Annotated in this window: 23 protein-coding genes and 1 pseudogene; 11 read left to right on the top strand and 13 right to left on the bottom strand. The window is 68.3% G+C overall.

What is annotated here, in order from left to right; all coding sequences use genetic code 11:
• A partial coding sequence (locus HGBR_RS15620; protein ID WP_218915991.1) for a DDE-type integrase/transposase/recombinase occupies nt 1-1,288 on the top strand: 1,288 nt, incomplete at its 5' end.
• A gap of 178 nt (nt 1,289-1,466) precedes the next feature.
• On the opposite strand, the gene HGBR_RS15615 is transcribed toward HGBR_RS15620, so the two are convergent.
• Nucleotides 1,467-2,846, bottom strand: a complete 1,380-nt coding sequence (locus tag HGBR_RS15615; protein WP_019160283.1) for an MFS transporter — start codon at nt 2,844-2,846, stop codon at nt 1,467-1,469.
• 318 nt (nt 2,847-3,164) lie between these two features.
• Between HGBR_RS15615 and HGBR_RS15610 the strand changes: the two genes are divergently transcribed.
• The 3 genes from HGBR_RS15610 to HGBR_RS15600 all read left to right on the top strand — a co-directional run bounded on the left by HGBR_RS15610 (nt 3,165) and on the right by HGBR_RS15600 (nt 4,933).
• A complete protein-coding gene (locus HGBR_RS15610; protein WP_019160282.1) occupies nt 3,165-4,058 on the top strand; it encodes an SDR family oxidoreductase in 894 nt (297 codons plus the stop codon).
• A 15-nt stretch (nt 4,059-4,073) separates the two neighbouring features.
• Entirely contained in the window at nt 4,074-4,574 is a 501-nt protein-coding gene (locus HGBR_RS15605; RefSeq protein ID WP_019160281.1) for a mycothiol transferase, read from the top strand.
• 65 nt (nt 4,575-4,639) lie between these two features.
• Nucleotides 4,640-4,933, top strand: coding sequence for a DUF7218 family protein (locus tag HGBR_RS15600; protein ID WP_019160280.1), 294 nt, complete (start codon nt 4,640-4,642; stop codon nt 4,931-4,933).
• 9 nt (nt 4,934-4,942) lie between these two features.
• Here the strand turns inward: HGBR_RS15600 and HGBR_RS15595 are convergent, their stop codons facing one another.
• Both HGBR_RS15595 and HGBR_RS15590 read right to left on the bottom strand, forming a co-directional pair.
• Nucleotides 4,943-5,236, bottom strand: coding sequence for a ribosomal L7/L12 family protein (locus HGBR_RS15595; RefSeq protein ID WP_019160279.1), 294 nt, complete (start codon nt 5,234-5,236; stop codon nt 4,943-4,945).
• A gap of 52 nt (nt 5,237-5,288) precedes the next feature.
• Nucleotides 5,289-6,809 carry a class I adenylate-forming enzyme family protein gene (locus tag HGBR_RS15590; RefSeq protein WP_019160278.1) on the bottom strand — a complete coding sequence of 507 codons (1,521 nt, stop codon included), beginning with the start codon at nt 6,807-6,809 and terminating at the stop codon, nt 5,289-5,291.
• A gap of 102 nt (nt 6,810-6,911) precedes the next feature.
• On the opposite strand from HGBR_RS15590, the gene HGBR_RS19165 reads away from it, so the two are divergent.
• From HGBR_RS19165 to HGBR_RS15555, 7 genes are all read left to right on the top strand, one after another.
• Nucleotides 6,912-7,601, top strand: coding sequence for a TetR/AcrR family transcriptional regulator (locus HGBR_RS19165; RefSeq protein ID WP_019160277.1), 690 nt, complete (start codon nt 6,912-6,914; stop codon nt 7,599-7,601).
• A complete protein-coding gene (locus HGBR_RS15580; RefSeq protein WP_019160276.1) occupies nt 7,598-9,307 on the top strand; it encodes an acyl-CoA dehydrogenase family protein in 1,710 nt (569 codons plus the stop codon). Before HGBR_RS19165 ends, HGBR_RS15580 begins: the two co-directional genes overlap by 4 nt.
• 153 nt (nt 9,308-9,460) lie before the next feature.
• Nucleotides 9,461-10,519, top strand: a complete 1,059-nt coding sequence (locus HGBR_RS19160) for a hypothetical protein (RefSeq protein WP_019160275.1) — start codon at nt 9,461-9,463, stop codon at nt 10,517-10,519.
• Nucleotides 10,520-10,863: 344 nt separating this feature from the next.
• Complete coding sequence (locus tag HGBR_RS15570; RefSeq protein WP_019160274.1) at nt 10,864-12,018, top strand: MFS transporter; 1,155 nt, start codon at nt 10,864-10,866, stop codon at nt 12,016-12,018.
• Between the two features lie 172 nt (nt 12,019-12,190).
• A complete protein-coding gene (gene dctP, locus HGBR_RS15565) occupies nt 12,191-13,483 on the top strand; it encodes a TRAP transporter substrate-binding protein DctP (protein ID WP_019160273.1) in 1,293 nt (430 codons plus the stop codon).
• A 155-nt stretch (nt 13,484-13,638) separates the two neighbouring features.
• A complete protein-coding gene (locus tag HGBR_RS15560; protein WP_019160272.1) occupies nt 13,639-15,024 on the top strand; it encodes an amidase in 1,386 nt (461 codons plus the stop codon).
• A 124-nt stretch (nt 15,025-15,148) separates the two neighbouring features.
• Nucleotides 15,149-15,811, top strand: coding sequence for a DNA alkylation repair protein (locus HGBR_RS15555; RefSeq protein ID WP_040365261.1), 663 nt, complete (start codon nt 15,149-15,151; stop codon nt 15,809-15,811).
• A gap of 26 nt (nt 15,812-15,837) precedes the next feature.
• Here HGBR_RS15555 and HGBR_RS15550 read toward each other — a convergent pair whose 3' ends face one another.
• The 10 genes and pseudogenes from HGBR_RS15550 to HGBR_RS15505 form a co-directional block, all read right to left on the bottom strand.
• Nucleotides 15,838-16,992 carry an NAD(P)/FAD-dependent oxidoreductase gene (locus HGBR_RS15550; RefSeq protein WP_019160270.1) on the bottom strand — a complete coding sequence of 385 codons (1,155 nt, stop codon included), beginning with the start codon at nt 16,990-16,992 and terminating at the stop codon, nt 15,838-15,840.
• Nucleotides 16,989-18,464: a sodium:solute symporter family protein gene (locus HGBR_RS18505; RefSeq protein WP_019160269.1), complete on the bottom strand. Its 1,476-nt coding sequence runs from the start codon at nt 18,462-18,464 to the stop codon at nt 16,989-16,991. Before HGBR_RS18505 ends, HGBR_RS15550 begins: the two co-directional genes overlap by 4 nt.
• Nucleotides 18,461-19,636 carry an FAD-dependent oxidoreductase gene (locus HGBR_RS15540; RefSeq protein WP_218915990.1) on the bottom strand — a complete coding sequence of 392 codons (1,176 nt, stop codon included), beginning with the start codon at nt 19,634-19,636 and terminating at the stop codon, nt 18,461-18,463. Before HGBR_RS15540 ends, HGBR_RS18505 begins: the two co-directional genes overlap by 4 nt.
• Nucleotides 19,626-20,333: a GntR family transcriptional regulator gene (locus HGBR_RS15535; protein ID WP_161601880.1), complete on the bottom strand. Its 708-nt coding sequence runs from the start codon at nt 20,331-20,333 to the stop codon at nt 19,626-19,628. Before HGBR_RS15535 ends, HGBR_RS15540 begins: the two co-directional genes overlap by 11 nt.
• On the bottom strand, nt 20,236-21,087 hold the full coding sequence (locus HGBR_RS19705) for a gamma-glutamyltransferase (protein ID WP_245533366.1): 852 nt from the start codon (nt 21,085-21,087) through the stop codon (nt 20,236-20,238). The genes HGBR_RS15535 and HGBR_RS19705 overlap by 98 nt, the downstream gene beginning before the upstream one ends.
• A gap of 35 nt (nt 21,088-21,122) precedes the next feature.
• Nucleotides 21,123-21,311, bottom strand: a pseudogene (locus HGBR_RS21190) (gamma-glutamyltransferase); the annotation flags it as partial.
• Between the two features lie 45 nt (nt 21,312-21,356).
• Entirely contained in the window at nt 21,357-22,655 is a 1,299-nt protein-coding gene (locus tag HGBR_RS15525) for a dipeptidase (RefSeq protein ID WP_019160265.1), read from the bottom strand.
• Nucleotides 22,656-22,729: 74 nt separating this feature from the next.
• Nucleotides 22,730-23,890 carry a hypothetical protein gene (locus HGBR_RS15520; protein ID WP_019160264.1) on the bottom strand — a complete coding sequence of 387 codons (1,161 nt, stop codon included), beginning with the start codon at nt 23,888-23,890 and terminating at the stop codon, nt 22,730-22,732.
• A gap of 76 nt (nt 23,891-23,966) precedes the next feature.
• Nucleotides 23,967-24,890 carry a VOC family protein gene (locus HGBR_RS15515; protein WP_019160263.1) on the bottom strand — a complete coding sequence of 308 codons (924 nt, stop codon included), beginning with the start codon at nt 24,888-24,890 and terminating at the stop codon, nt 23,967-23,969.
• A gap of 100 nt (nt 24,891-24,990) precedes the next feature.
• Nucleotides 24,991-25,659: a response regulator gene (locus HGBR_RS15505; RefSeq protein ID WP_019160262.1), complete on the bottom strand. Its 669-nt coding sequence runs from the start codon at nt 25,657-25,659 to the stop codon at nt 24,991-24,993.
• Nucleotides 25,660-25,661 lie beyond the last annotated feature (2 nt).

Here is a 25,661-nt window from a genome sequence, read left to right as displayed (position 1 = left end):
GTCTCAGGACATAGTGCACTGTTTCAGGATGTCTCGAATTCCTGATTATGTGCGTCGTTTGGTGGTCGAATGGCCCGCGGATGCGCCTCACGGTGCGGTCGCTCAGTTCTGCCGCGAGCATGGCGTCTCGGAGCGGTGGTTCTACTCAGTTCGAAAACGCGTCGCCCAAGAGGGCGAAGCCGCAGCCGTGAAGAGATCGACCCGGCCGCACACCTCGCCCAAGCGCATCGCCGATGTGTACTCAAAGTCGATCCTTGCCCAGCGCGAGCGGTTGCGGGACGAAGGCAAGGACTACGGGCCGATCAGCATCCAGACCAGCTTGATCCGTTCAGGCTTGCCCGGGGTGCCGTCCCGGGCCACGATCGCCCGGGTGCTCGATGCCAATCACGTCACCGATCGCAACAAGCGCAAGCGACCGAAGGCAAGCCACCGCCGATTCCAGTCGACGTTCGCCAATGAACGGTGGCAGTCTGACGCGTTCACGGTCGAGCTTTCCACCGGCGAGGAATACACCGTTATCGAGATCATCGACGATGCGACTCGGTTCAATCTCGGCGTCACTATCGCGGACGCCGAGAATGGCATCGAAGTCCTCGGTGCATTCAAACTTGCATTTGAAGAATATGGGCGGCCGGTCGTGGTCCATACCGACAACGGCTCCGCCTACAACCTCGACCGTGTCGGGCTGACGACCCAGTTCGTGGCCTTCCTGCGCGGTTTGGGGATCCGGACGATCACGGGACGACCGAACCACCCGAAGTCCCAGGGCAAGGTTGAACGGGCCCACCAGACGCTTCAGCGGTTCCTCGACGCGCGGGACCTTCACGCCAGGGCCGAGCTGGAAGCTGCGGCGGCTGAGTACCGCCAGTGGTACAACCACGATCGAGCGCATCAAGCCCTCGGAAACAACACCACGCCGGCTGAGGCCTATGCAACGCGCCCGAGAATGGCTCCACCAGAAATGCCCGTGGCATCGAGGGTCCGGCTGAATCCGCCTGCGGCGGTTTCTCCTGGAGGGGTTATACCCCAAACTGATGCTGAAGTGATTAAGACCAGACAGGCGAGGGGGCATGGAATAGTTGGGTATCGGTATATGAAGTTTGGTCTTGGTGATCGCTGGGAAGGGCAAACGATTCGCGTCCTTGAGCATCCCGAATTGCTCGAATTCTTCGATTCGCAGGGCACGCTGATCGCTTGCAGTCACTGGCCGCTGAGCGGCAAGCAAATGGTCGGCCTGGCCGCGCAGACCATGCACCACGAGCCGCCGCCACTGCCGGAGCCTGAGTAGTGCAGTATGTCCTGAGACTCATCAGTGCACTATGTCTTGAGACCAGGTACTGCACTATGTCCCGAGACTTCACACAGTGCCGTGGCGTTGCAGTTCGCGACTCCCGCTGTCTGTGTGCGGTCGGCCGGATGCGGCTGTGCTCGACCGACGCGGAAGCCTGCGGCGTCCGGCCGGATCGTCAGGCGGTCTGCCGCTCTTCCCTCGCCTTGACCGTCCTGTCCGTCCGGGCGAGGACGAGGGTGATGACGCCCGCGATCGTCATCGCGGCACCCACCGCCCACATGCCCGCGTTCGAGGTCCCCGTCAGATCCGTCAGCCAGCCCGTCACGTAGGGGGCCAGGAAGCCGGCCGCATTGCCGATCGTGTTGATGAGCGCGATGCCCGCGGCGGCCGCGGCACCCGTGAGGAACGCCTGCGGCAGCGGCCAGAAGCACGGCAGGGCGCAGCAGATCGACATGCAGGCGATCGTCACCGCGATCATCGTGGTGAACGGCGAGGTCAGGTAGAGCGCCGCGGCGATCGCGACCGCACCGACGAACAACGGCGCGGCCACGTGCCACACCCGTTCCCCCGTCGTGTCGCCGTGACGCGACCACAGGTACATCGCGATGGCACCGAACGCGTAAGGGATCGCAGTGATGAACCCCACCTGGACGAACGAGTACTCCGTGCCGAAGCGCTCGGAGAAGCCCGCGATGATCGTGGGCAGGAAGAAGCTGAGCGAGTACAGGCCGTACACCGCGCCGAAGTAGACGAAGCCCAGCGCCCACACGCGCGGCTGGGTCAGGGAGTGGCGCACAGAATGAGTCTGGGTGGTGCTGGCAGTGTCCGCGGCCTCGGCGTCCATGCGGGCCTGCAGCCAGTCGCGCTCCTCGGGCTCCAGCCACTTCGCGTCCTTGGGGCGCTCGGTGAGGTAGAAAATGCACATGATGCCCAGGACGATCGCGGGCAGGCCCTCGACGAAGAGCATGAAGCGCCAGCCGGACCAGTTCGCGATGAGGTCGTTGCCCACCTGGACCAGCCACGTCGACACGGGCGCGCCGATCACGCTGGAGAGCGGGATCGCGATGAGGAACAGCGCGGTCGCCCGTGCGCGGAACGTCTTGGGGAACCAGAACGTGAGGTAGAGGATGATGCCGGGGAAGAAGCCGGCCTCGGCGACGCCCAGCAGGAAGCGGACGATGTAGAGCCACGTCGCATTGGGCACGAACGCCATGAGCGAGGCGAGCGCGCCCCAGCTGATGAGGATGCGGGCCAGCCAGATGCGCGCACCGAACCTGTTGAGCGCCAGGTTGGAGGGGACCTCCAGCAGCAGGTAGCCGAAGAAGAAGATGCCCGCGGCGAACCCGAACTGGGTGGCGGAGAGCCCCAGCTCCTCATTCATGCCGCCCGGCCCGGCGATGCCGATGTTCGTCCGGTCCAGGTAGTTGATGAAGTACATCGCCACGATGAACGGGATGAGTCGCTTGGTGATCTTCCCGATCACCTTCTTCTCCATCACCGCGTCCTGGGCGGTCGCGTTACCCGTCGCCTGCGGGCCGTCAGCAGAGGGCTTCATCGCCACGGTCGTTCCTCTCGATCGCTGGCACGACGCCAGCCGGTATCAGACCGGGTGAGTATAACGGCCGTTCCGTTCGGTCTCGCCGGAAGTCTCACCTGTGAGATCGCCCATCCGCTCCCCTGCTCCTCCATGACGACGGCGACATGGAGAGGAAGCAGGACACACCGCTGCACTTCGGGGCGGCGGAGCCCACGCTGCACGGAGAGACCTTTTCGGCGAGAGGCGGAAGGGACTACCGTGAAGTGCCCCGGTGACTGCAGACTCACACCATGAAGGGGTAGGCCCCCATGTCACCGACGACACAGGAGGACGACGATGAGCGACCAACTGACCTTCCAGAACCCCGTCACCCGATTCCCCGACATCACGCCGCCGCAGCAGGACCAGCCGGAGCCTGGTCTCGACGCCCGTCTCATCCCCGGTACGGACCGCGGCGAGGACAGCTATACAGGCACCGGCAGACTCACGGGCCGCAAGGCACTCATCACCGGCTCCGACTCCGGCATCGGAGCTGCGGTGGCGATCGCGTTCGCCCGCGAGGGAGCCGATGTGGCGCTGTCCTACCTGCCCGCCGAGGAGGAGGATGCCCAGCGGGTCTGCTCGCTCATCCGCGACGCAGGGCGCAGAGCCGTGGCCCTGCCGGGCGATCTCGCCGACCGCGACTACTGCCGTGAGGTCGTCCGGCAGGCGGCAGCGGAGCTGGGAGGCCTCGATGCCGTGGTCAACAATGCTGGGCGACAGATCGCGGTCGAAGACATCTCCGATCTCACGGACGAGCAGTGGGAGAACACGTTCCGAACGAACATCGACGCCCTGTTCCGCGTCTCCCGGGCCGCGCTCGAGTACCTGGAGCCAGGGTCGACGATCGTGAACTCGACGTCCGTGCAGGCCTATTCACCTTCCGCTCACCTCATCGACTACGCATCGACGAAGGCGGCGATCAACAACTTCACGAAAGGACTCGCCACGCAGCTCGCGCCCAAGGGCATCCGCGTCAACGCCGTGGCGCCGGGACCGATCTGGACACCGCTGCAGGTCTCGGACGGCCAGCCGAAGGAGGCGCTGCCGCACTTCGGCAAGAACACTCCGCTGGGACGGGCGGGACAGCCGACAGAACTGGCACCGGCATACGTCTTCCTCACGTCGTCGGAATCGAGTTACGTCATCGGTGAGACTCTCAATGTCAATGGAGGCCAACCGACACCCTGACGGCATACTGGCCTCATGGACTCACGCGCACTGCTGATCGACCTCGCACGACGACCGCTGCAGGAGATCGACCTCATCTGGGACTCGATCGACGCGGCCGATCTCAACACCCACCCGGCGGGGCACCCGAACTCGATCGCCTGGCTCCTCTGGCACACCGGGCGGGAGATCGACCTGCAGGTGGCACACGCGTCAGGCCGGGACCAGGTCTGGACTCAGGACTGGGCGGATCGGATGGGACTGCCCTTCGACCCCGACGATTTGGGGCTGGGCCACACGGAGGAGCAGGCCCGTGCCGTGGTCGTCGACGACAAGCAGGTGCTGCGCGACTACCTCTCCGCAGTCACGGACGAATCCGCCGACTACATCGGGACCCTGACGGAGGCAGACCTCGCAGTGGTCATTGACGACTCGTGGGTCCCGCCTGTGACCCGTGGCGTGCGGCTCATCAGTGTCTACGCGGACGCACTCCAGCACATCGGACAGGCGGCCTACGTCGTGGGGACGAAGGGCTGACGCGACTGAATACAGAAGTCTCGAAGCCCTTGTCCAGAGACCCCGTTCAAGCGCACAATCGAACCATGGCTGACACGAATGGATCGGGAAGCACGGACGACCGCACACCTCCGCAGATCAAGGACGAAGAGCTGTACGAGTCCCTGCGCGAGGACGGTGCCGGCAAGGAGAAGGCCGCGCGAATCGCGAACGCAGCGGCCCGTGAGGGTCGTTCGACAGTCGGCGAGCGCGGCGGCGAGGCCGGCAGCTACGAGGACTGGACCGTCGACGAGCTCACGGACCGGGCGAAGGAACTGGGTCTCGAGGGCTACTCCGACCTCCGCAAGGACGACCTCATCGACCTGCTGCGGCGGCACTGACCGCGAGACTCACCATCTCCGACCGCGCTGCCCGTACTCCTCCACCGCGTCCTTCGCCTCGCGCAGGCCCGCGCCGGTCGCCGTCCGGTACTCCTTGATCGCGTGGATCATCTTCCCCTCGTCCGCCAGCCGCCGGACCTCATCCGTCAGCCCTGGATCCGCCTGATCGCGCAGGTCCCGCACGGCCTGCGGACCGAGTCCGGCGTGTGTCGCCAGCGCCTCGACCAGAGCCTCCATCGCGGTGACGCGACGAGTGAGGGCATCGATGCGGGCGTGCGCGTCCGAGTCTCTGAAGAACGACATGCCCTCAGCATGTCACGTGAGCGGGTCGAGACCGGAGCACGCCCCCACCCCCTCACTCCCCGGCGGCGGCCTCCCGCAGCCTGTGCTTGAGCAGCTTGCCGGAGGGGTTGCGCGGCAGCGCCTCCTCCACGACGACCTCGCGCGGGATCTTGTACCGGGCCAGCTTCGGAGCCAGGAACTCGCGCAGGGACTCGACTCCGACCTCGGCGGGGTCCACCCCGTCCGCCGGCGTCACGAAGGCGACGACCTGCTGCCCCCATTCCTCATCCGGGCGGCCCACGACGGCGACGTCCGCGATCCCCGGGTGCAGGGCGATCGCCTCCTCGACCTCCAGCGAGAACACGTTCTCCCCGCCCACGATGATGACGTCCTTAGTCCGGTCGACGACGTAGTAGTAGCCGTCCTCGTCGACCCGGGCGATGTCGCCGGTCTTGTACCAGCGCCCCTCGAATGCAGCAGCGGTCGCCTCCGGGTTGCCCAGGTAGCCCTGCATGACGGTGTCGGACAGGAACCAGATCTCGCCGGACTCGCCCGGGCCCGCCTCCGTCCCGTCCGCCTTCACGACGCGCATCTGGACGCCCACCATCGCGGACTTCCCGATGCTGCCGGGCTTGGCCAGCTGCTCGTGCGGCCGCAGCACGCTGCCGCTGGGCCCCGTCTCCGACATGCCGAACAGCTGGTAGTGCCCTCCGGGCTGGTACGTCTCGATGATCGTGCGCGTGCCCTTCGCGTCGATGGGCGCACCGCCGAAGGTCCAGCGTCGCATCGAGGAGAAGTCGAACTCCGCGAAGTCCACGCCGTAGGCCGCGGCCGCCCGCAGCGGCGCCAGGTACGCGACGGTGGGTCCGAAGAACGTCGTGATCCGCTCCGTCCCGATCATGCGCAGCGTCTCGATCGGGTGGTACTCCTTCTGCAGCACCACCGTCCCGCCCATGAGCAGGATGGGCAGCAGGCACACGTTCAGCGGTGCGGAGTGCCAGATGGGCATCGCGATGAGGATCCGGTCGTCGTGCTCGTAGCCCAGGTTGAGCGACAGCTGCGTCGCCAGCCGCACGATCGAGTCGTGCGTGTGCATGCAGCCCTTGGGCGCGCTGGTCGTCCCGGACGTGTAGAGGACCTGCGCGATCGCCCGGTCGTCGTCGTGGTGCTCGTGCCACGGCTGCGCGTCCCGATGCAGGTCCGCGAACGTCCCGCCGGCACCGCTGGTCAGCCAGTCGACGTCCGGCGCGCCCTCCCGCGCGATGGCCTCGAGCTCCGCGCTCACGACGCCCACGCGCACCTCGCTGTGCTCGACGGTGTAGCGCACCTCCGGCGCCTGGAACTTGTGGTTGACGGGCACCAGGGTCGCGCCCAGCATCCACGCGCCGAATGCGGTGAAGACGAACTCCGGCTCGTTGAACGTCATCGCCGCCACTCGGTCGCCGGACCGAACGCCCCGGTCCGCCAGCAGTCCCGCCGCGCGCTCCGACTCCTCGACCAGCTGCGCGTACGTCCACCGCGACTCGCCGCTGACCAGCGCCTCCTTCTGCGGGTCGCGCATCATCGTGGACCGCAGCATCGTGCTGAGCTTCATTGCCCCTCCTGTGTGATCGGTGTCATACTGACGCAATTGAACCATGATTCAGACCTTGGGGCACAGTTCCGCGCGGACCGTTCCCCGCAGGAGGCAGCACCCATGTACCGGCCCACCGCAGCGACCCGGCAGAACGCGGAGTCACGCCGCCGCGCCATCGCCGAGGCCGCCCGCGCCCTCGTCACGGAATCCGGGTTCGCGGCCGCGACCGTCAAGTCCGTCGCCGCCCGCGCCGGCTGCTCCGCCGGCCTCCTCTACACGTACTTCCCGCACCGCGACGCGCTGCTGCAGGGCACTTTCGCGCACGCCTCCGGCCACGAACTGGCCACCGTCACCCGGGCGATGGCTGACACTGAGACCCCCGCCGAGGCCGTCGCCGCCGTCGTCGACACATTCCTGTCCCGCGCGCTGGCCGGCCCCCGCCTGGCGCGCGCCCTCCTCTTCGAGGGGTTGCCCCCGGCCGTCGAAGAGGAGCGCCTGCGGTTCCGCGCGGGCTACGCCGCCGCGGTCGCCGCACACCTGCCCGAGGCCCTCACCGACTCCGCACCCCCGACCGCAGCGCTGCCCCACTCATCCGGGGACGAACCGGAGTCCGCCGTCCACGTCACAGCCCGCGCCCTGGTGGGCGCACTGTCCGGCTGCCTCCAGGCGCCCATCCACGACGAGGGCCGCACGGACTTCTCCCCCGCCGAGGTCCGCTCCCTCATCACCCACATGACCGCGTTCTGCCTGGGCGCCGCCGGACTCAGCGCGCCCGCACACCCGACCACCGACCGGAAGGACCGCCCATGAGCGCCAGCACCCACACCGTCGTGAATCAGTCCGCCCCGCGCGTCGACGTCGACGAGTACGCGCTCAACACCGCCCTGGTCGAGGGCGTCGCGGCGCTGGCACCGGATGCGGACACCGCGGAGTTCTCCCGCATCGGACAGCTGGTGGGCAGCGCCTCGTTCCAGCACGACGCTCGGATCGTGCACCGCCAGACCCCGCAGCACTCGAGCCACGACCGATGGGGTCACCGCGTCGACGACGTCGAGTTCCACCCCGGCTACCACCGCATCATCGACGACGCGCTGTCCGCCGGCGCGCACGCCCAGGGCTGGAACCACCCGGGCCCCGGTGCCAATGTCGACCGAGCCGTCCGCTTCATGCTCTTCAGCCAGATCGAGCCCGGCCACGCGTGCCCCGTCTCCATGACGCATTCCGCAGTCGCCGCCCTGCAGGGCACGCCGCACGCGGACTTCTGGCTGCCGCGGCTGCTGTCGCACTCCTACGACCCCCGCCTCATCGACGCGCATGACAAGGAGGCGGTCACCTTCGGGATGGCGATGACGGAGAAGCAGGGCGGGTCGGATGTCCGCGCCAACACGACGCGGGCAGTCCCGGTGACGGGGACCTCGGCGGAGCCTCTGGGTTTCGGGGACGTGACGGACGGTCACCACCTGCTCACCGGCCACAAGTGGTTCTGCTCCGCACCGCAGTCGGACGCGTTCCTCATGCTGGCGCAGCTGGATGAGGGGGTCAGCTGCTTCCTGGTGCCGCGGATCCTGCCCGGCGGCCGGCGCAACGGCATCCGCATCCAGCGGCTCAAGGACAAGGTGGGCAACAAGTCCAACGCCTCCAGCGAGATCGAACTGGCCGACGCCCACGGCTGGCTGGTGGGCGAGCCCGGCCGCGGCGTGCGCACCATCATCGAGATGGTGAACCGGACGCGGCTGGACTGCATCCTGGGCTCGGCGGCCGGGATGCGGCAGGCCGTCGCCGAGGCCGCCTGGCACGCCCAGCACCGGTCCGCCTTCGGCGCCCGGCTGGTCGACCAGCCGCTCATGCGGTCCGTGCTGGCGGACCTGCAACTGGAGGCCGAGGCCGCGACCTGGACCGCTCTGCACCTGGCCCGGGCGCATGACGACTCGAGTGCGGAGGACGCGGACTTCCGACGCATCGCGACCGCAGTCGCGAAGTACTGGATCTGCAAGCGGGGGCCGGAACACGCGTACGAGGCCCTCGAGTGCCTGGGCGGCAACGGGTACACGGAGGACTTCCCGCTGGCGATGCGCTACCGCGAGCAGCCGGTCATGGCCGTGTGGGAGGGATCCGGCAACGTCATCGTGCTCGACGTCATCCGGGCGATGGCGAAGGACCCGGCCAGCGCGAAGGCGTTCCTCGCGTACCTGGAGTCCGGACTGGGGCGTGGGGGCGCCTACGACCGCGCGTTCGAGCGACTGGCGGGCGATCTGACGGAGGCCTCGCAGGTGGTGGCCGGCGGAGACGACTCCGCGATGGCGAAGCTGCAGGGCGGCGGGCGCGTGCTGGTCGAGCGGATGGCGCTGCTCCTGCAGGCCGCGGTGCTGCTGGACCATGCTCCGGCGGAGGTCGCGGAATCGTTCGTGCTGGCCCGCCTGGGCGAGGACCGCGGGCGCGAGTACGGCGCGCTGCCGGCGGGAGTGGCGGTCCACCTGCTGGTGGAGCGGGCCGCGGGAGGTGTGAACGCCAGGTGACAGGACCGCGTGACGGGCCCAGGTGAGGGCACCCTGCGACCCTGGCAATCCCCTGATAACACCGCGTCGATGTGTCAGGGACCACCTGAGAGCCAGCATGCTGGAGATCAGTTCGCCCACAAAGCGAAGTCGGCACAACCGAGGAAGGCTGTCATGAACGACACACTCATCTGGATCATCGTCGCGGCCGTCGTCGTCATCGCCCTCGTGGTGATCATCGCGCTCGTCGTGTCGAGCAGCAAGAAGAAAGCGAACCGGGGGCGCGCGCAGAGCATGCGCTCGGAGGCGCAGCAGCGGGAGGAACAGGTCCGCCGCGAAGAGGCGAAGGCCGCAGAGACCGAGGCCGCCGCCCGGAAGGCACGCGCGGAGGCGGACGAGAAGGCCGCCCGCGCCGAACGCCTCGAGGTGGATGCCCAGGGCAACGCGCAGACAGCGGGCCATCTGCGTCACGAGCAGGTCGAGCAGCAGCGCCAGGCCGACAAGCTCGATCCGGACGTCAGGACGAACCGCCACGGCGAGCGCCTCGAGGACGAGCGCGTGCACGACGAGCGTGTGCGGGACGAGAACGTGCGGGACGAGCACGTGGCTGGTGACCGTGTCGCCGCAGATGCCGATGATCACGGCCACGTGCGGGACGACCGCATCACGGGTCACGACCCCGCGGCTCCGGTCGCACCGACGCCCCAGCCGCAGCAGGCCCAGCCGCAGCAGGCCCAGGCGCCGGTGAACGATCCGCACTCGCCGCAGGCCGCACCGGCACCGGCTCCGCAGCAGCCGGTCCACGGTGACACTGCTCCTCAGCAGCCGGTCCACGGTGACGCCGTTCCGCAGCAGCCGGTGCATGGCGATCCCGCTCAGCCGCCGGTCGAGCAGACGCAGTTCGAGCAGTACGACCAGCAGCAGGTGCACGGACAGCAGCCGCAGCAGGCTCAGGTGCCGGTCGAGGACCAGGGTGCTGTCCCGCCGCAGCAGGACCCGCGCGTCGGCCAGTACGAACAGCCGGTCCAGGGCCGGCCCGTCCAGGGTGAGCCGGTCCACGGCCAGCCCATCCAGGGCCAGCCGGTCCAGGGCCAGCCGGTCCAGGACGACCGGGCTGTCGCCCCCGGAGGCGCACCGGACGATCTGGGAGAGCCGCTGGATCCCATGGACCCGCAGGATCCGCGCAACCTGCGGGATCCCCGCGATCTCCAGGACCCGCCCCCGCGCCACTGACGGACAGTTTCCTCCAGCGCCGCTGCTCCTCCAGGAGCGGCGGCGCTGTCGTCTCCGCCCGTGAGTCGTCCTCCAGCTCCCTGCTGCCCCCTCCCGTCCACGACACGCCGCGAGCGTGTTTGACACGCCCAGGAACCACCTTCGCGTGTCGAACCCGCTCGCGGCGTGTCGTGGCAGAGGGATGATCGCCCCACTCGTGAGACAGGTCACTCCCCTATGTCGTGGTCGTGATAGGACGGAAGAGCCGGGTGCGGGCTCAGAGGTGAATCCGCGACTGGCCCGGGGACCAGCTCACCAGCCGGGACCCGGGCCCCGGCCTCCTCCGACTCACAGAAGAGCTGACCGTGGACCCCCTCAGTCTGTCCCGCTTCCGCCTGGGCACCCTCGCCTTCGCTCTGTTCGTCGTGGGCACGAACGCCTTCGTCCTCGCGGGCGTCCTGCCCGCGATCGGCGACTCCCTCGACGTGACGCCCACCGTCGTGGGGTATGCGATCAGCGCCTACGCGATCCTCGTCGCGGTGCTGGCGCCCGTCTTCTCCACGCTGCTGGCGCATGTCCCGCCGGAACGGGTCATGGCGGCGGGCATGCTGGTTTTCGCGGTGGGTACCGGGGTCTCCGCGATCGCGACGAACTACCCCGTCTTCTTCATCGCGCGAGCGGTCGCCGGCATCGGAGCGGCCGCACTGGTCCCCCTCGCAACCGCACTGGCCCCGCGCCTGGCCGTGCCCGGGCGGCAGGGCCGGGCGATGGCGATCGTCGCCCTGGGCTTCACCCTCGCCGTCGCACTGGGGTCTCCCCTGGGCACAGGTCTGGCGGAGATCACGTCGTGGCGCGTGGCCATCGGAGGCCTGGCCGGCCTCGGCGCCGTCCTGGGGCTGGGCATCGCGCGCCTGCTGCACGGCATGCCCACGAATGCCCGGGTGCCGCTGTCCGCCCGGATCGGCGTCCTCGCGGATGCCCGCGTCATCATGGGCATCATCGCGATCATGATGATGATCCTGTCGTTCAACCTCATCTACGTCTTCAGCAGCGAGGTGACCGCGGCCGTCACACAGGGGGACGGGGCGATCCTCGCACTCCTGCTCCTCGTCTTCGGCCTGTCGGGTGCCGTGGGGAACCAGCTGGGCGGATGGATCGTCGACACGCAGGGCAACCTGCAGACGATGCGGATCGCCCTTGTCATCGAGATCGCGGCCTTCCTCCTCATGCTCGTCTCGCTCGAGTCGCTCGTCGCGACCGCATTCGTGTTCGCCCTCTGGGGAGCCTCCGGCTTCGCCTCCGTCGTCGCCCTGCAGGACCGCCTCGCCTCGCTGCACCCGGACCGAACGGCGATCATCCTCTCGTGGTACTCGACGGGGATGTACGTGGGGATCTCCTCGGCCCCTGTTGTGGGGGCGATGGTCCTGACATCCGTCGGACACCTGGGGCTGCCCGTCGCCGCGGCGGCCGCCGCACTCATCGCGCTCGTCATGACGGCCCCGGTGCGCGGCCGACGCTGAGCCGGCCCTGATCTCAAAAGCCGGACATTCTTGACCACTACTTATCGAACGTTCACCATAGGGCGGGAGCCGCTCACCCAGAGCGGCACACGCACGGAACGGCCCCGCGACGACGCGGCCGGACGCGCAGTTCACCGCACCCGCGGTCCAGCAGACAAGGAAATCAACGGCGATGACGAACTCCACAAACTCCCGGCGCACCCCACGCGCACTCGCGGGCGCCGCAGCACTCGCGGTGGTCCTGTCCGGCTGCGCCGGCGGGGCCGGTGGCGGCTCCGGCAGCGCCGGCCAGGGCGGCTCAGGCGAGGGCTACGAGTACGGCGCGTCCGATGAGGAGATCAAGGCAGCGTTCGCAGACGTCGACCCCATCACGATCACCTACCAGCCCTCCGCCCAGTCCCCGGAGGGCATCGACGCCTACCGCTCGCAGGCATTCATCGAGAACCTCGAGACCCTGTCGGACGGCAAGATCACGGTCGACACCACGTACGGGCAGGGCATCGCCGGGTACACGGAGCTGCCGGACGCGCTGGTCGACGGCCGCGTCGACATCGCCTACATGCTCCCCATCTACCAGCCGGACCAGTTCCCCGTCTTCCACGCGTGGGTGACCGGCACGACGCTCACGGGCGCCTCACCGCTGGTCGACGAGCTCGCCGCGAACGCAGCGATCGGTGAGCTCACGTGGAACGACGAGCAGCTCGTCAGCGAGTTCCGCGACCAGGGCATCGAGCCCCTCAACCTCTTCAACTCCGCGGGTGCGGTCGCAGCGATGTGCGGCACCCCGCATGAGGATGCCGATGACTGGGACGGCACCCAGGTGCGGGCCTCCTCGCAGGCTCAGACCTCCCAGCTCAACGCCCTCGATTCCTCCCCCGTCTCCCTCCAGTACACGGAGACCTTCGAGGCGCTGCAGCGCGGCACCGTCGACTGCACCCTGTCGACGACACTCGCTGCGGACGCCGGCGGCTTCCTGGAGGTCGCCCCGCACATCAGCTACACGACGGAGGTGACCTTCGCCCGCGGCCCCGGCGGCGTGTACGCCGGCAGCGCGTGGCAGTCCTGGCCGCTGGCGGTCCAGCAGCTCGTCTTCGACTCGATGAAGGACGAGTTCGTCCAGTCCCGCCGCGGTGACGTCGAGGGCAACTACGTCGCCGCGCAGACGGTCCGCGAGCAGGACGGCACCTTCACGGAGATGGACGCGGACATGCAGTCCAGCCTCAAGGAGGCCTCGCAGGGTCTCGTCGAGGCGGAGGTCGAGGAGGGCCGCCTGCCCGAGGGCAGCGCGGACGCGATCCCCGAGGCCGTCGACAAGTGGCGCGACGTGGCCGCGGACCTGGGCTACGAGGACGAGGGCACCTTCTCCGACTACGACGAGTGGTACCCGGTCGACGACGTCGAGTACCTCGACGCGTACGGCGAGGCGTACTTCGAGGAGATCATGCTCCCGCACCGTCCCAGCTGACCGCACGGTCCAGCTGACCGCACCGTCCTCTGACGATCAGGCCGGATCCCGCACGAGCGGGGTCCGGCCTGATCTGTCACTGCTAGGGTCAGGATCGTCTGTGCTTTCCCAGGGAGATCGGCTCTCACCTGGCACAACGGAAGGACATCGAAGTCATGACCGTCGAATTCCTGGACATCGCCGAACTGTCGGAGCAGCTGCGCACCGGACGCCTCACGTCCACAGAGGTGACCACCGCGATGCTCGAGCGCATCGACGCGCTCGACCCCGCACTCCAGTCCTTTGCAGTCGTCACCCGCGAGCGCGCGCTGGCGGACGCCGCAGCCGCAGATGAGCAGATCTCCCGCGGCGGGTGGCGGGGACCGCTCCACGGAGTGCCGCTGGCGCTCAAGGACCTGGTGGAGACGGAGGGGATCACGACCGCTGCGGGCACCACCGTCCACGGAGATCATGTCCCGGACGCAGACGGGACGGTGGCTGCACGGCTGCGCGCGGCCGGAAGTGTCCTCCTGGGGAAGGTGCGGATGACGGAGGGCGCCTTCTCCGCCCATCACCCGGATCTGCCCACTCCGGTGAATCCGTGGAATGCGGACACCTGGTCGGGAGTGTCCTCCAGCGGGTCGGGTGTCTCCGTCGCGGCGGGTCTGGCGTTCGGCACCCTGGGGTCGGACACCGGCGGATCGATCCGTCTGCCGTCCGGCGCGAACGGTGTCACCGGCCTCAAGCCCACCTGGGGACGCGTCAGTCGTGCAGGTGTCTTCCCGCTCGCTCCCAGCCTCGATCACATCGGACCGATGACACGCAGCGCCCGCGATTCGGCGCTCATGATGACCGTCATCGCCGGCTGGGACCCGGCCGACCCCACCTCTTCCTCCCGCCCCGTCCCCGACTACGCGGCCCACCTGGAGCTGGACCGCTCCCCGGTCGTCGGCATCGACCCGGATCTCAACGCCCGCTTCGACCCGGAGACCCAGTCGATGCTGGCCTCCGTCCAGAGCGAGCTGTCGGACCTGGGCTGGCGCGTCGTCGAGGTCCAGGCGCCGGACTTCATGACCGTCGCCGCGGACTGGTCCGCGCTGTGCGGTGTCGAGACCGCGCTGGCTCACGGGGATACGTATCCCTCCCGCAAGGCCGAGTACGGTCCCGCGCTGGCCGGACTCATCGAACTGGGCCGGTCCCTCGACGTCCTGGATCTCGAGCGGATGCAGCAGCGCCGCCGCCACTTCACCGGCGCGATGAACCGGCTCATGGACGACATCGACATCCTCCTGCTGCCATCAGTGGGCAAGGCCTCGCCCACGATCGAGGAGATGAACGGGCTGGAAGCAGGCACGGAGCTCTTCGAGCAGGTCACCGGCCCCACCGCCCCGATCGACCTGGCGGGCCTACCGGCCCTCACCCTGCCGTCGGGGTTCACGGGTCGCGGCACGCCGCTGGGCGTCCAGTTCGTGGGTCCCGCTTTCGCCGAGGCCGCCCTCCTGGCCGCCGGCGTCGCCTACCAGCGGGCGACGGACCACCACCTGCGGCGTCCGCAGGTGTGATCAGCGAGGAGAATCCGCCTGTCCGCCGCACGCACCGCGACTGTGCGCGGCGGATAGGCTTGTCTTCTCCCGCCGGTTCCCATCTCCAGGAGGAAGCATCGTGGCGACAGCAGTACCGGCCAGCATGACTCTCGCCCAGGTCCGTGCCGAACTCGAAGCGATGGCGGATCCGAGGACGCTCGCGGTGAACGAGCGCCACGGCGATCGGCACGCGGTGAAGCTGGCCGACCTGCGTGCACTGGCGAAGCGGCTGAAGACCCAGCACGAACTGGCACTGGAGCTGTGGGAGACGGATGACGCGGCCGCACGGCTGCTCACCACACTCATCTGCCGGCCCAAGGCCTTCGAGCACGACGAGCTCGATCGGATGATCCGTCAGACGCGCACCCGCAAGGTGCACGACTGGCTGGTGAACTACGTCGTCGCGAAGAGCAGGCACACGGAAGAGCTGCGCACCGCCTGGCTGGCGGACGCGGATCCGATCGTGGCGAGCGCGGGGTGGGCGCTCACCTCCAAGGCCCTCGTCAAGACACCGGAGTTGCTGGACCTGGCGGGCCTGCTCGACACGATCGAGTCGCAGATGAAGGACGCACCGGACAGGCTCCAGTGGGAGATGAACACGTGTCTGGCGCAGATCGGGATCACGCATCCGGAGCATCGCGACCGCGCGGTAGGGATCGGCGAGCGGCTGGAGGTCCTCAAGGACTACCCGACCCCGCCCAACTGCACCTCGCCGTTCGCACCCACCTGGATCGCAGAGATGGTGAGCCGGCAGTCAGCGTCCTGACCGGCGGTCTGTCGGGAGAATGAAGCTCACTGCCTCCCGATGAAGTAGTCGAGATCGGCGGACTCGACCTCGCCCTCGGTGAACCGGGAGGGGCGGAAGTCCGACAGCAGCGGTGACTCCTGCCCCTCCAGCTCCTCGGCCGTGAGCCGCCCGAACAGCGGCCCCAGCGTCATGCCGGAGTGCGTGACGACGGCGTAGATCTTCCGTGCATCGTCGAGGAACCCGATGATCGAGTGTCCATCCTCCGGAAAGCTCCGGCCGGAATAGATGACCCGCTCCATCGGGACGTCCTGTCCGAAGAGTCTCTTCAGCTCACCCTCCATGACCTCGGCGACCTCAGCCAGCATCTGCGGATTCTCGCCCTCCGAGACCCGGTCTTCGAGACGACCGACCTGGACCCACATGCGGCCGTCATGTCGAGGGCGGACGTTCACGCGGTCGGAGATGATGACTCTCTGCAGAGGAATGTCGACCGGTTGCGTCAGCCCCAGGAGGCTGTGCGTGCGAGGAGACTGCTCGGCAAGGTCTGCGACCGGAACGAACAGTCCCGAGGCCGCGGCCAGTTCCCGCGACCACGCACCGGTCGCCAGGACGACGGCGTCCGCCACGAGCACCGAGCCGTCGGACAGCTCCACCTGAGCACCGGAGTCATCGGATGCCAGACGTACGACTTCGGCCTTCTGGACGGCGACCCCGGCCTCGGCGAGGTTCCGCACCAGCTCCTCCCCCAGCACGTCGTTGTCCAGCCATCCCTCCACCGGGTAGTGGAGAGCGGAGTCCAGCTCGTCCGGCCACTCGACCGCGGGCTCGAGTTCCCGCAGTCGGGCGGTGTCGACGGTCTCGACCGGGTATCCCATCCCCTGAGCATCCTCCGTGCGCTTCGCGTACGTCTCTGCGCGCGTCTCGCTGAAATCGACGAGCAGGTTGCCGGACTGATGCAGCCACGTCCGTTCCGACGGCAGGCTCTCCTGCAGCCGCGCGTGCTCGTCGATCCCCTCCCGATTGATCCGATAGTAGGACTCCGGGAACTTGTTGTTCGCATTCAGCCAGGCGAACGACCGGTGGCTCGCGCCCGCATAGGGCTCCTCCTTCTCCAGGAGGACCACCTCATGGCCGCGCCGGGTCAGCTGGTGCGCAGCGGTCAGGCCCAGGACCCCCGCGCCGATGACGATGGCTTTCATGCCTGTCCTCCTTCTTGGACGGCGACTGGCTTGCCGCTCTCAGTTCCATCGGGTGCGATGCCGGCCTCAACGCGGATCGGCTTCCAGACCGCAACCGCGATCGCGTAGGCGACGGCGCTCGCAACGATGCCGAACACCGCGTAGGGGACGGTCGTCCCCATCACGTGTGCGATTGCGCAGCCCACCAGCCCCACGATCATGGATGTGAAGGCCACCTCGACCCTCAGCCGGTAGCGACGGGCCAGGATGATGCCCACCAGCATCGGCACTGCGAGGATCGAGGCGGAGTAGGCGTACGTGGCCACGAGCCAGTCCAGAGCCCTCGGGTACACGATCGCGAGGACCGCGGCGATGGCGGTCACGCCCACGGTGCACCACCGTGAGAGGGCGATCGTCTGCTTCTGCGTGGTCTTCTCACGCAGGAAGGCCCCGCGCAGATCATTGATGAGATTGGCGACGACGGACTGCAGCGCGGAGCCGGTGGTGGAGACGATCGTCGCCATGAGGAAGGCACCGTAGAGCGCCAGCAGCCAGGTGGGCACCTGTGTGAGGAACCAACCGGCGGCCATCTCACGGCCGTCTTCGCCCATCGAGGGATTCAACGCACGGATGGAGACTCCGATGAAGAACGCGTACACCCCGGCGATCATGACCATGATGGCGCCCAGGTACAGGGAGGAGCGAGCGTCCTTGCCGCTCTTCGACGCGAAGACGCGCTGGTAGTAGAGCTGGTTCGTGAGGGTGCCGGGCACGATCGCGAAGAACCAGAGGACGATCGTTCCCGCACCGGCCAAAGTGAGGCCCTGCGGCATCGTGAAGAAGTCGTCCGGCACACGTTCGACGACCGCGCCCCAACCGCCTGCACTCATGACGGCGTAGACGGCGATGACGATGGAAGTGCCCACCATGAACACCCCGAAGAAGAAGTCCGACCACGCCACGGAGGTGAGGCCGCCGGGCAGGACGAACAGCAGGCTGATGATCGCCATCGAGATGATGAGCGGCGTGAAGGGGATGCCGGTCACCTCGCTGAAGAGGTTCGCGAAGGCGACGAACTGCGTGGCCAGCCAGCCGAACGGCACGACGATGACGGCGAGCGCGACGATCGTCAGGAGTGTCTTGTGCCTGCCGTAGAGGCGGGTGAAGACCTCGGGAATCGTCGAGAACCGCCCTTTGCGCAGCCAGTTCGCGAAGCTCGCGATGATGAGCATGCCGGCCACGACGAAGAGCTCGTACCAGAAGACGGACAGTCCCCAGGCATAGCCGATGCCCACGTGTGCGACCAGGACGCCGCCGCCCACGGCTGTCGCGTACTGCGTGAAGGCGACGACGTACATCGGCAGGCTGCGTCCGCCCACCAGCCAGTCCTCCTCCGTGTCATTCTTCTTGCTGACATAGAAGGAGATCCACGCGCCGATGCCCAGGACGATGGCGGCAGTGACGCCGATGAGTGCGATGGTGCCCGGATTCATGAGGCGGCTCCTGACGTGAAGCGGGTCGGGTCCATGATGGCGAGCGCATCGGTGGACGATCCCGTGGTGACGTAGTCGGCGACTACTGAGCCGACCATGGGAGAGAATTTGAAGCCCTGGCCGGACATGCCGACGGCCAGAATGATCCGGTCATCGACCTGGCTGGGGCCCACGATGGGCGCACCGTCGGGGCTGAAGCCCTCCGTCCAGGTGGATACGCGGACGGCGGTCGAGTCGAGGTGCGGCATGAGACGGGCGACGGCGGCCTCGGTCGAGCGGACGAAGTCCGGATCGATGTACCGCTGCAGCTCCTCCGGGCTGTCGAGGGGCGGCCATTCGAGGTGGTGGTTCAGGATCTTGACGCCCATCCCGTCCAGGCAGGGGAATGCTGAGAACGCCCCCTCCGGATGGCGGCGGACGGAGATCGGCATCCGGGCGGGTGCGTGGATCTCAGCATCGCGGACCGGGAACCAGCTGCCGACCAGCTGCTTGTTCCGGATGATCCCTTCACCGAGGCCGGACAGAGCGCCTGCCCACGGCCCCGTGGCGACGACGACCGAGTCGAAGGACTCGGCGCCCTCACCCGTGTACACCACGACGCGATCGGCGAACGGGCGGATGTTGAGGACCTCGGAGTAGGTGCGGTAGGTCGCCCCCAGCCGGACGCTCTCGTCGCGAGCGGCGAGCACCGCGAGCTCCGGACGGAAGACCCCTGCGTTCGGATCGAAGACGCCGATCTCATCGTCGTCGACGCCGTAGGCGGGGAACTCCTCGCGCATCGCGGCGGCATCGAGCACGCGGTGCTCGAGCTCCAGTTCGTCGGCGCAGTCGAGGACCGCGCGCACGTCCGGGTGATCGGAACGCCCGATGGTGAGGCCGCCGCACCAGTCCAGCACGTGCGTGTCCTGGGCTGCTTCGAGCTCCTTCCAGAGTTCACCCGCGCGCTGGATGAAGGCGACGTATTCCGGGCCCTCCTTGTAGAGAGTGCGGAAGATGCGGGATTCGCCCGCGGACGCCCCGCGGTCATTGGGGGTGTTCCAGCGGTCGAAGACCGTGACGACGTGACCCCGTGCGGCCAACTGCCACGCGGCCATTGTGCCGACGATGCCGGCTCCCACGACAGCGACGCGCTTCGGTGATCCAGTGGTCTGCGTGCTCGTGTCAGCGCTCAATCTGCGTGACCTCCAGTGTGAGTTTGGTGGGGTGGAAGAACATCTCCAGCCGCTCGACCGGTCGGCCGTTTCCGGTGTGGAGTGTGCGCACCTGCCGGACGACGGGTGTCTTCGTCTCGATGTCGAGGTGCTGAGCGTCGTCGGCCGACAGGTGTGTGGCAGAGAGGACGCTCGTGGAGTGGAGCTGGTCGATGCCCAGCGAGGTGTAGTACGCGGCGGTGGTGAGGGTGGCCAGGTCCTCGTTGAGGATGTTCGGAGCGAGCATGAGGTCGATGACGCAGCGCTCGACGACGATGCCGTCACCGTGACCGCCCAGTTTGATCCGCACCAGTTCCACGACGGGAGTGCCGTCCGGAAACAGGTCGGCCGCCAGTGGATGAGCCTCAGCGGCGAGCACCCGGGTTCCAATGACGCGATGGAGCCCCTCGATCTCCGGCCCCTCGGTCGAGGCGTGCAGGAATCGGAGCAGGCTGCTGCGCAGACCGGTGGAAGCGACGACAGTGCCGGAACCCCGCTTGCGGCGCACCAGCCCAGTCTCGACGAGCTTCGTCATCGCAGTCTGGACGGGATTGCGGCTCACGTCGAACCGCTCCATGAGTTCACGCTCGGTCGGCAGGCGATCGCCCACGACCAGGCGACCGCTGTGGATCTCCTGCTCGATCCACTCGCGGATCTCGACGTGCTTCGCCTTCACCATGCGCGTGAGCATAGTCACACATTGTGATCATGGCAACAATCGGTTTGTCATGACATTTGATCCGCCGGTTGAACCCAGCTGAAACATCGACCCAGGCGGGCTGCCTGCCGGGCCAACGGAGTCTCACCGCCATTCGGCGTGGCCGCCCACTGCGGTCAGTTGCGGTGCGGGATGCCGCACGTCCGACACATCTCACCCTGTGGAACGTCTTCTCCCCCGGCTCCAGCGCATGGGGGTGCGTGCCGTCCAAGGAGAAGAACGATCCACGGTTCTGCGGGATCACACCCGTCTCACCGGCGATGATGCCGGACCTGAAATCGTGGTGCGGCGACTGGATGATCGACACCATGAGGCCGTCTGCGTCCGCCGCGGCGAAGTAGACCGTGTCGCCGGTGGGCGCCGTACGCTCCGCCTCGTCTCCGCGGCGCACGCCAGACTCCACCGCCGTGCCGTCCATTGCGACCGCGCGGTCGATGAGCTGTCGCCGTTCGTCCGCGTAGTCCTGGGCCAGCAGCTTCTCCAGCGGGATGTCGACGAACGCGGGATCGCTCAGCCACTCGTCACGATCGGCGAATGCGAGCTTCACCGCTTCGACGATGACGTGGTGGTAGTCCGCGCCGCCCTCCGGGATCCGACTGAAGTCGAAGCCCTCCAGCAGGTTGAGGATCTGCAGGGCGGCGATTCCCTGGGTGGCCGGGGGCAACTGGTAGACCTGTTTCCCCCCCGGTACGCGGTGCTGATCGGCTCGACCCACTGCGCGCAATACTGCGCGAAGTCGTCCGCAAGCGACCGGGAGACGGCCACGCCGTTCTCCGCCAGCAGGATCGCGTCCTCGAACAGGTCTGCCCACGGCAGGCGTCCGTACCGCTCGTGCGCCTCCCGCCACCCGTCGACTGCGCCCGGGACCGTCAGCGCCGCCAGGGGGCCGCGCATGGGGATCGACCCGGTCACGCCGGCCTGCGCGTTCTGCTCTGTCACAGTGCCGGGGTGATTGACGAGCCGGGGCTTCGTCGACAGCCGCCGTCAGTCGACCTCCGGCTGTGTGTCTGCTCCGTCCTCCACCGCGCGCATGACGCGCAGGACGTTCCGGTGCGCCACCGCTTCGAGGTCGTCGCGTGACCACCCTCGGTCGGACAGGGTGTGCAGCAGGTCCTGGTACCGGGACACATCCTCCAGCCCGTCGGGCAGACTCGACGTCCCGTCGTAGTCCCCACCCAGCCCGATCCGGGTGATGCCCACGGCCTCGCGCGCGGCCTCCAGGTGCGCGACGACCTGGTCCAGCGTGGCACGCGGCTGGGGATGGGCCTCCTCCCACGCCGCCAGTCCGGCGGCCGCGGACGGGGAGGCCTCGGCCTCGGAATCGCCGTAGGCGTAGTCGACGTGGTTCTGCGCGTTGTCGATCCGCACCTCCTCGCACGACTGACCGGGTCGGGGCGCCCGCGGCATGTGGTATGGCCGGGTGAGGCGGAGAGGCTGCGTGGGATCGTCGATGCCCAGGTCGATCCGGACCCGCGCGCGCTCCTGCGTCCACTCCAGCAGCTCCGGCGACACGAACGCGGGCACGAATGTGAGCCCCAGGACGGAGTCCGTCGCAGCGATCCGCTCCAGCACCCGGTCGGTCACGTTGCGCGGGTGAGGGTTCACCGCCTGCACGGACGAGTGCGTGAAGAGGGTGGGCACCCGGGATGCGGCGAGCGCGTCCACCTGGGTCTGCTCGTTCGTGTGCGAGAGATCGACGATCATCCCCAGCCGGTTCATCTCCGCCACGACCGCCAGTCCCTCGTCCGTGAGTCCGCGCGGCGAGCGCCCGCCGGGCGCGCCCGGCAGCCCGTCGACCTCCGCCTGCGCCTCGTGCGCGCCGGTGGCCGCGGTCGCCCAGTCCAGGTCGTCGTTGTGCGTGAGCGTCATGTAGCGAGCGCCCAGCTGGAACATCTGGCGCAGGACGGCCAGGGAGTTCGCGATCGACTGCCCGCCCTCCAGGCCGATGAGACTCGCGATCCGACCCGCTGCGAGCGCGGATTCGATGTCAGCGGCCGTGCGGGCCGTGTGCAGCGCATCGGGGTAGGCGGCCTCGAGCCGGTGGATCGCGTCGATCTGCTGCACGGTCGCGACGACCGCGTCCTCCTGCGGGATGGAGGACGGGACCCACGCAGACCAGAACTGCGCACCCACGCCTCCCTCACGCAGCCGCACGAGGTCGGTGTGGAACTCCTCGCGCCGGCAATCCAACCCGTCGACGCTGTAACCCGCCCGGTCCCGCAGCGCGAACGGCAGGTCGTTGTGGCAGTCCAGGACAGGGATCGGAGGCGTCGGTGCAGACATGCCCCTGAGTCTAGGACCGGCGCACGCTCAAGAGGACGACCCTGCCCACGGACGAGGGCAGGATCCGTTGGGTGTCACCCGTCGTGCGGTTCGTTCCGCGGCGATTCCCGCTTGCGGTCCAGGAACTGCTCGATGCGGGCGGCGGGGTCGGCCTCGGCGGTGAGGGCGGCCGGCTGCGGGCGATCGGCGGAACCCTCCTGCGCCCCGGCTTCCTCCGCCTTCTGGATCTGCGCGTCCAGATCGTCGAACTCCTCGGCTGTGTGGTCGAGGTCCGCCAGCAGACGCGCGATCGACTCCGCGTGCGATTCCGCCTCCAGGTTGAGGTCGCGGAACTGCGCGCCCACGGTGTCGTCGCCGGCCGTCCGGGACACGATGTCGAGGACCCGCTCCCCCATCGCGCGCGTGCGCTCCGAGTGATCGAGCGCGATGAGCTGCTGGTCCAGTGCCCGCAGATGCTCGAGGTACTCGTGCATCGCCATGACCCGGTCGGCCACGGACTCGAACGCCTCCGCCAGTCGAGTCAAGTACGCGTTCACGCGGGCGGACTCTGTCCCGCCTCGCATGTCGTCCAGTTCCAGGCGCACCTGCGCCAGTTCGACGAGCCGCACACCCACGCCCGCGACCATGTCGTCCAGGTCCACGCGCGCCACATGGTCGGCCAGAACCGGGTGTGTCCACGCCCGGGTCGCGGCGATCCGGGTCGCCAGCATGACGGCCAGGTGGAAGAGGCGCTGCTCGTCCGTGTCCTGTCCGTTCTTGACACCCGGCACGAATCCCAGTGACTGCGGGGTGATCCAGCGGGCGCCGCGTGCGCTCTCCCGGTCCCTCCTCTTCAGCCGCTTGGGGTCCTTCAGATACTTCCGACCGGTCACCGCTCCCGTGATGCCGGTGGCCACCGCGAGCACGCCGGTGGTGACAGCACCTGTGGCGAACAGATCGCCCACCAGTGCGGAGATCCCCAGCGTGCCGGCACCCACTGTGCCGGTGGTCGCGACTCCGGCGCCGGTGAGCCCGCGGAAGTACATGCTGGAGCGGAACAGGTTCCGGGATTCACCCGGTGCACTCAGCTGGCGGACCTTCGTCGTGCCCTGGCGCGAAGCGGAGAACTCGTAGCCGCGCGCCTCCCAGGCGCGCAGGACGCTGTCGCTCACCGAATCGGGCACCAGGACGCGGTAGGAGGGCAGTCTGGTGGAGCACATCTGCCGCCACAGACGGTGCCAGGGATGACGAGCCATCGACGCATTCCTCCGATCGGGTGTCCTCGATCCTACGAGTTGAAACTGGAAGGACTCTCGGAGCGAGCCTGCTGATTCACTCCCCGCGCAACGCTGCGATGTCGAGCTTCTTCATCTGCAGCATGCGCTGATGCGCGCCCGGGATCTCCATGATCGCGTCGATGTCCTCCGGCACGATCTGCCAGCTGACCCCGTACTCATCGCAGCACCAGCCGCACGCCTCCTTCTCCGGCACCGTGGACAGCACGTCCCACAGCCGGTCGATCTCCTCCTGATCGCGGACGCGCACCATGAGCGAGAACCATTCAGTGAAGGTGAAGGGCTGCTCGACCCCGGAGTCCATCGCCGTGACCCAGGGCTCCCGGGTGGGGTCGTCCCCTTCCGGGCCCAGCCGCATCTCGGAGAACATGACGTCACCGGCACGGGCGGGTCCCGTCGGCTCGGGGTAGGTGGCGACGGCGCCGGCCTCTGCCCCGGGGAAGAGGGACGTGTAGGTGACGACGGCCTCAGCGCAGCGGTTCTGCGCCTGCCCGCTGAACAGCAGCGCGGGCACAAGGAATGGACGCGGCGGCGCGTCGTCAGGCGAGACGAACAGCTGCCAACTCACCCCGAGGCGATCCTCGATCCACGCGTAGCGCGGCGAGAACGGGTACTCGCCCAGGGGCATGAGCGCGGTCCCGCCGTCGATGAGCTGGTCGTGGATCTCGTCGATGTAGGCGGTGGGATCGTCGACGTGCGCCGTGCTGATGTGGACCATGAAACCCGCAGCGGGGTTGGGGCGGAAGGTGTCATCGGCGTTGATGAAACCCACCGGACAACCGTGGACCTCCAATTCCAGAGACACCACCTGACCGGCGAAGGACTTCTGGAAGTCCGGCAGATCCTCCGTGGGGTAGTGCGACCGGGCGATCTCACGCACCTGCCGGAACGAGCGGGAGTAAAGGTCAGCGGCTTCTTCTGCTGTGCGGTTGCACCAGATGTGCGGTGTGAGCTGAGTCATGCCTCCAGTGTGCGCGCCTGAGTGCCCCAGCGATAGGTCGTGCGCAGTCCCCATCCGACCTCGTCGTCCTGGACCGGTTCCATCGCCCGGGCAGGAAGGCTCAGACCAGCAGGCCTGCCAGCGCCACCGTCACGGCGATGCCCACCCGGTTGGGGGCGTCGAGCTTCGCGGTGATCCGCAGGATGTGAGATTTCACGGTCGCCTCGCTGAGGTAGATCGCCTCTGCGATCTCCCGGTTGCCGCGGCCCTCCGCCACGAGCAGCGCGATCTCCCGCTCCCGCGCCGTCAACTGGGCGATGTCCTGCGCAGCCTGCGCCCGTCGTGCCGACTCCGCGCCCTGTCGCCGAGAGCGGATGAGCCGGGTCGTCGCCCGCGCCGAGGTGAACGAGTCCCCGCCGTGCACGGTCCGCACCGCGTCGCACAGTTCCCGCGGCGCGACGTCCTTGAGGACGAAGCCGGCAGCGCCCGCATCGAGCGACCCGAACACCGCATCGTCCGTATCGAGGCTGGTGAGCGAGATGACCTGGGGCGCGCGTGGCATGTTCCGCAACCGGCTGGTCGCCTCGATGCCGTCCATGCCCGGCATCCGGATGTCCATGAGGACCACATCCGGGTAGTGACGCATCGCCGCATCGATCGCCTGAGCGCCATCGCCCGCCTCACCCACGACCTCGATGTCCGGCGCGGACGACAGCACGGCGCCCAGGCCCACGCGCACCATGGCGTCGTCGTCGACCACGAGCACGCGGATCGTCTGATCAGGAAGCATGC

It is taken from the genome of Brevibacterium senegalense, from assembly GCF_000285835.1.
Lineage (GTDB): Bacteria > Actinomycetota > Actinomycetes > Actinomycetales > Brevibacteriaceae > Brevibacterium > Brevibacterium senegalense.
The sequence above is the reverse complement of the archived record's forward strand: the minus strand, read 5'-3'. Positions and strand labels throughout refer to the sequence as shown.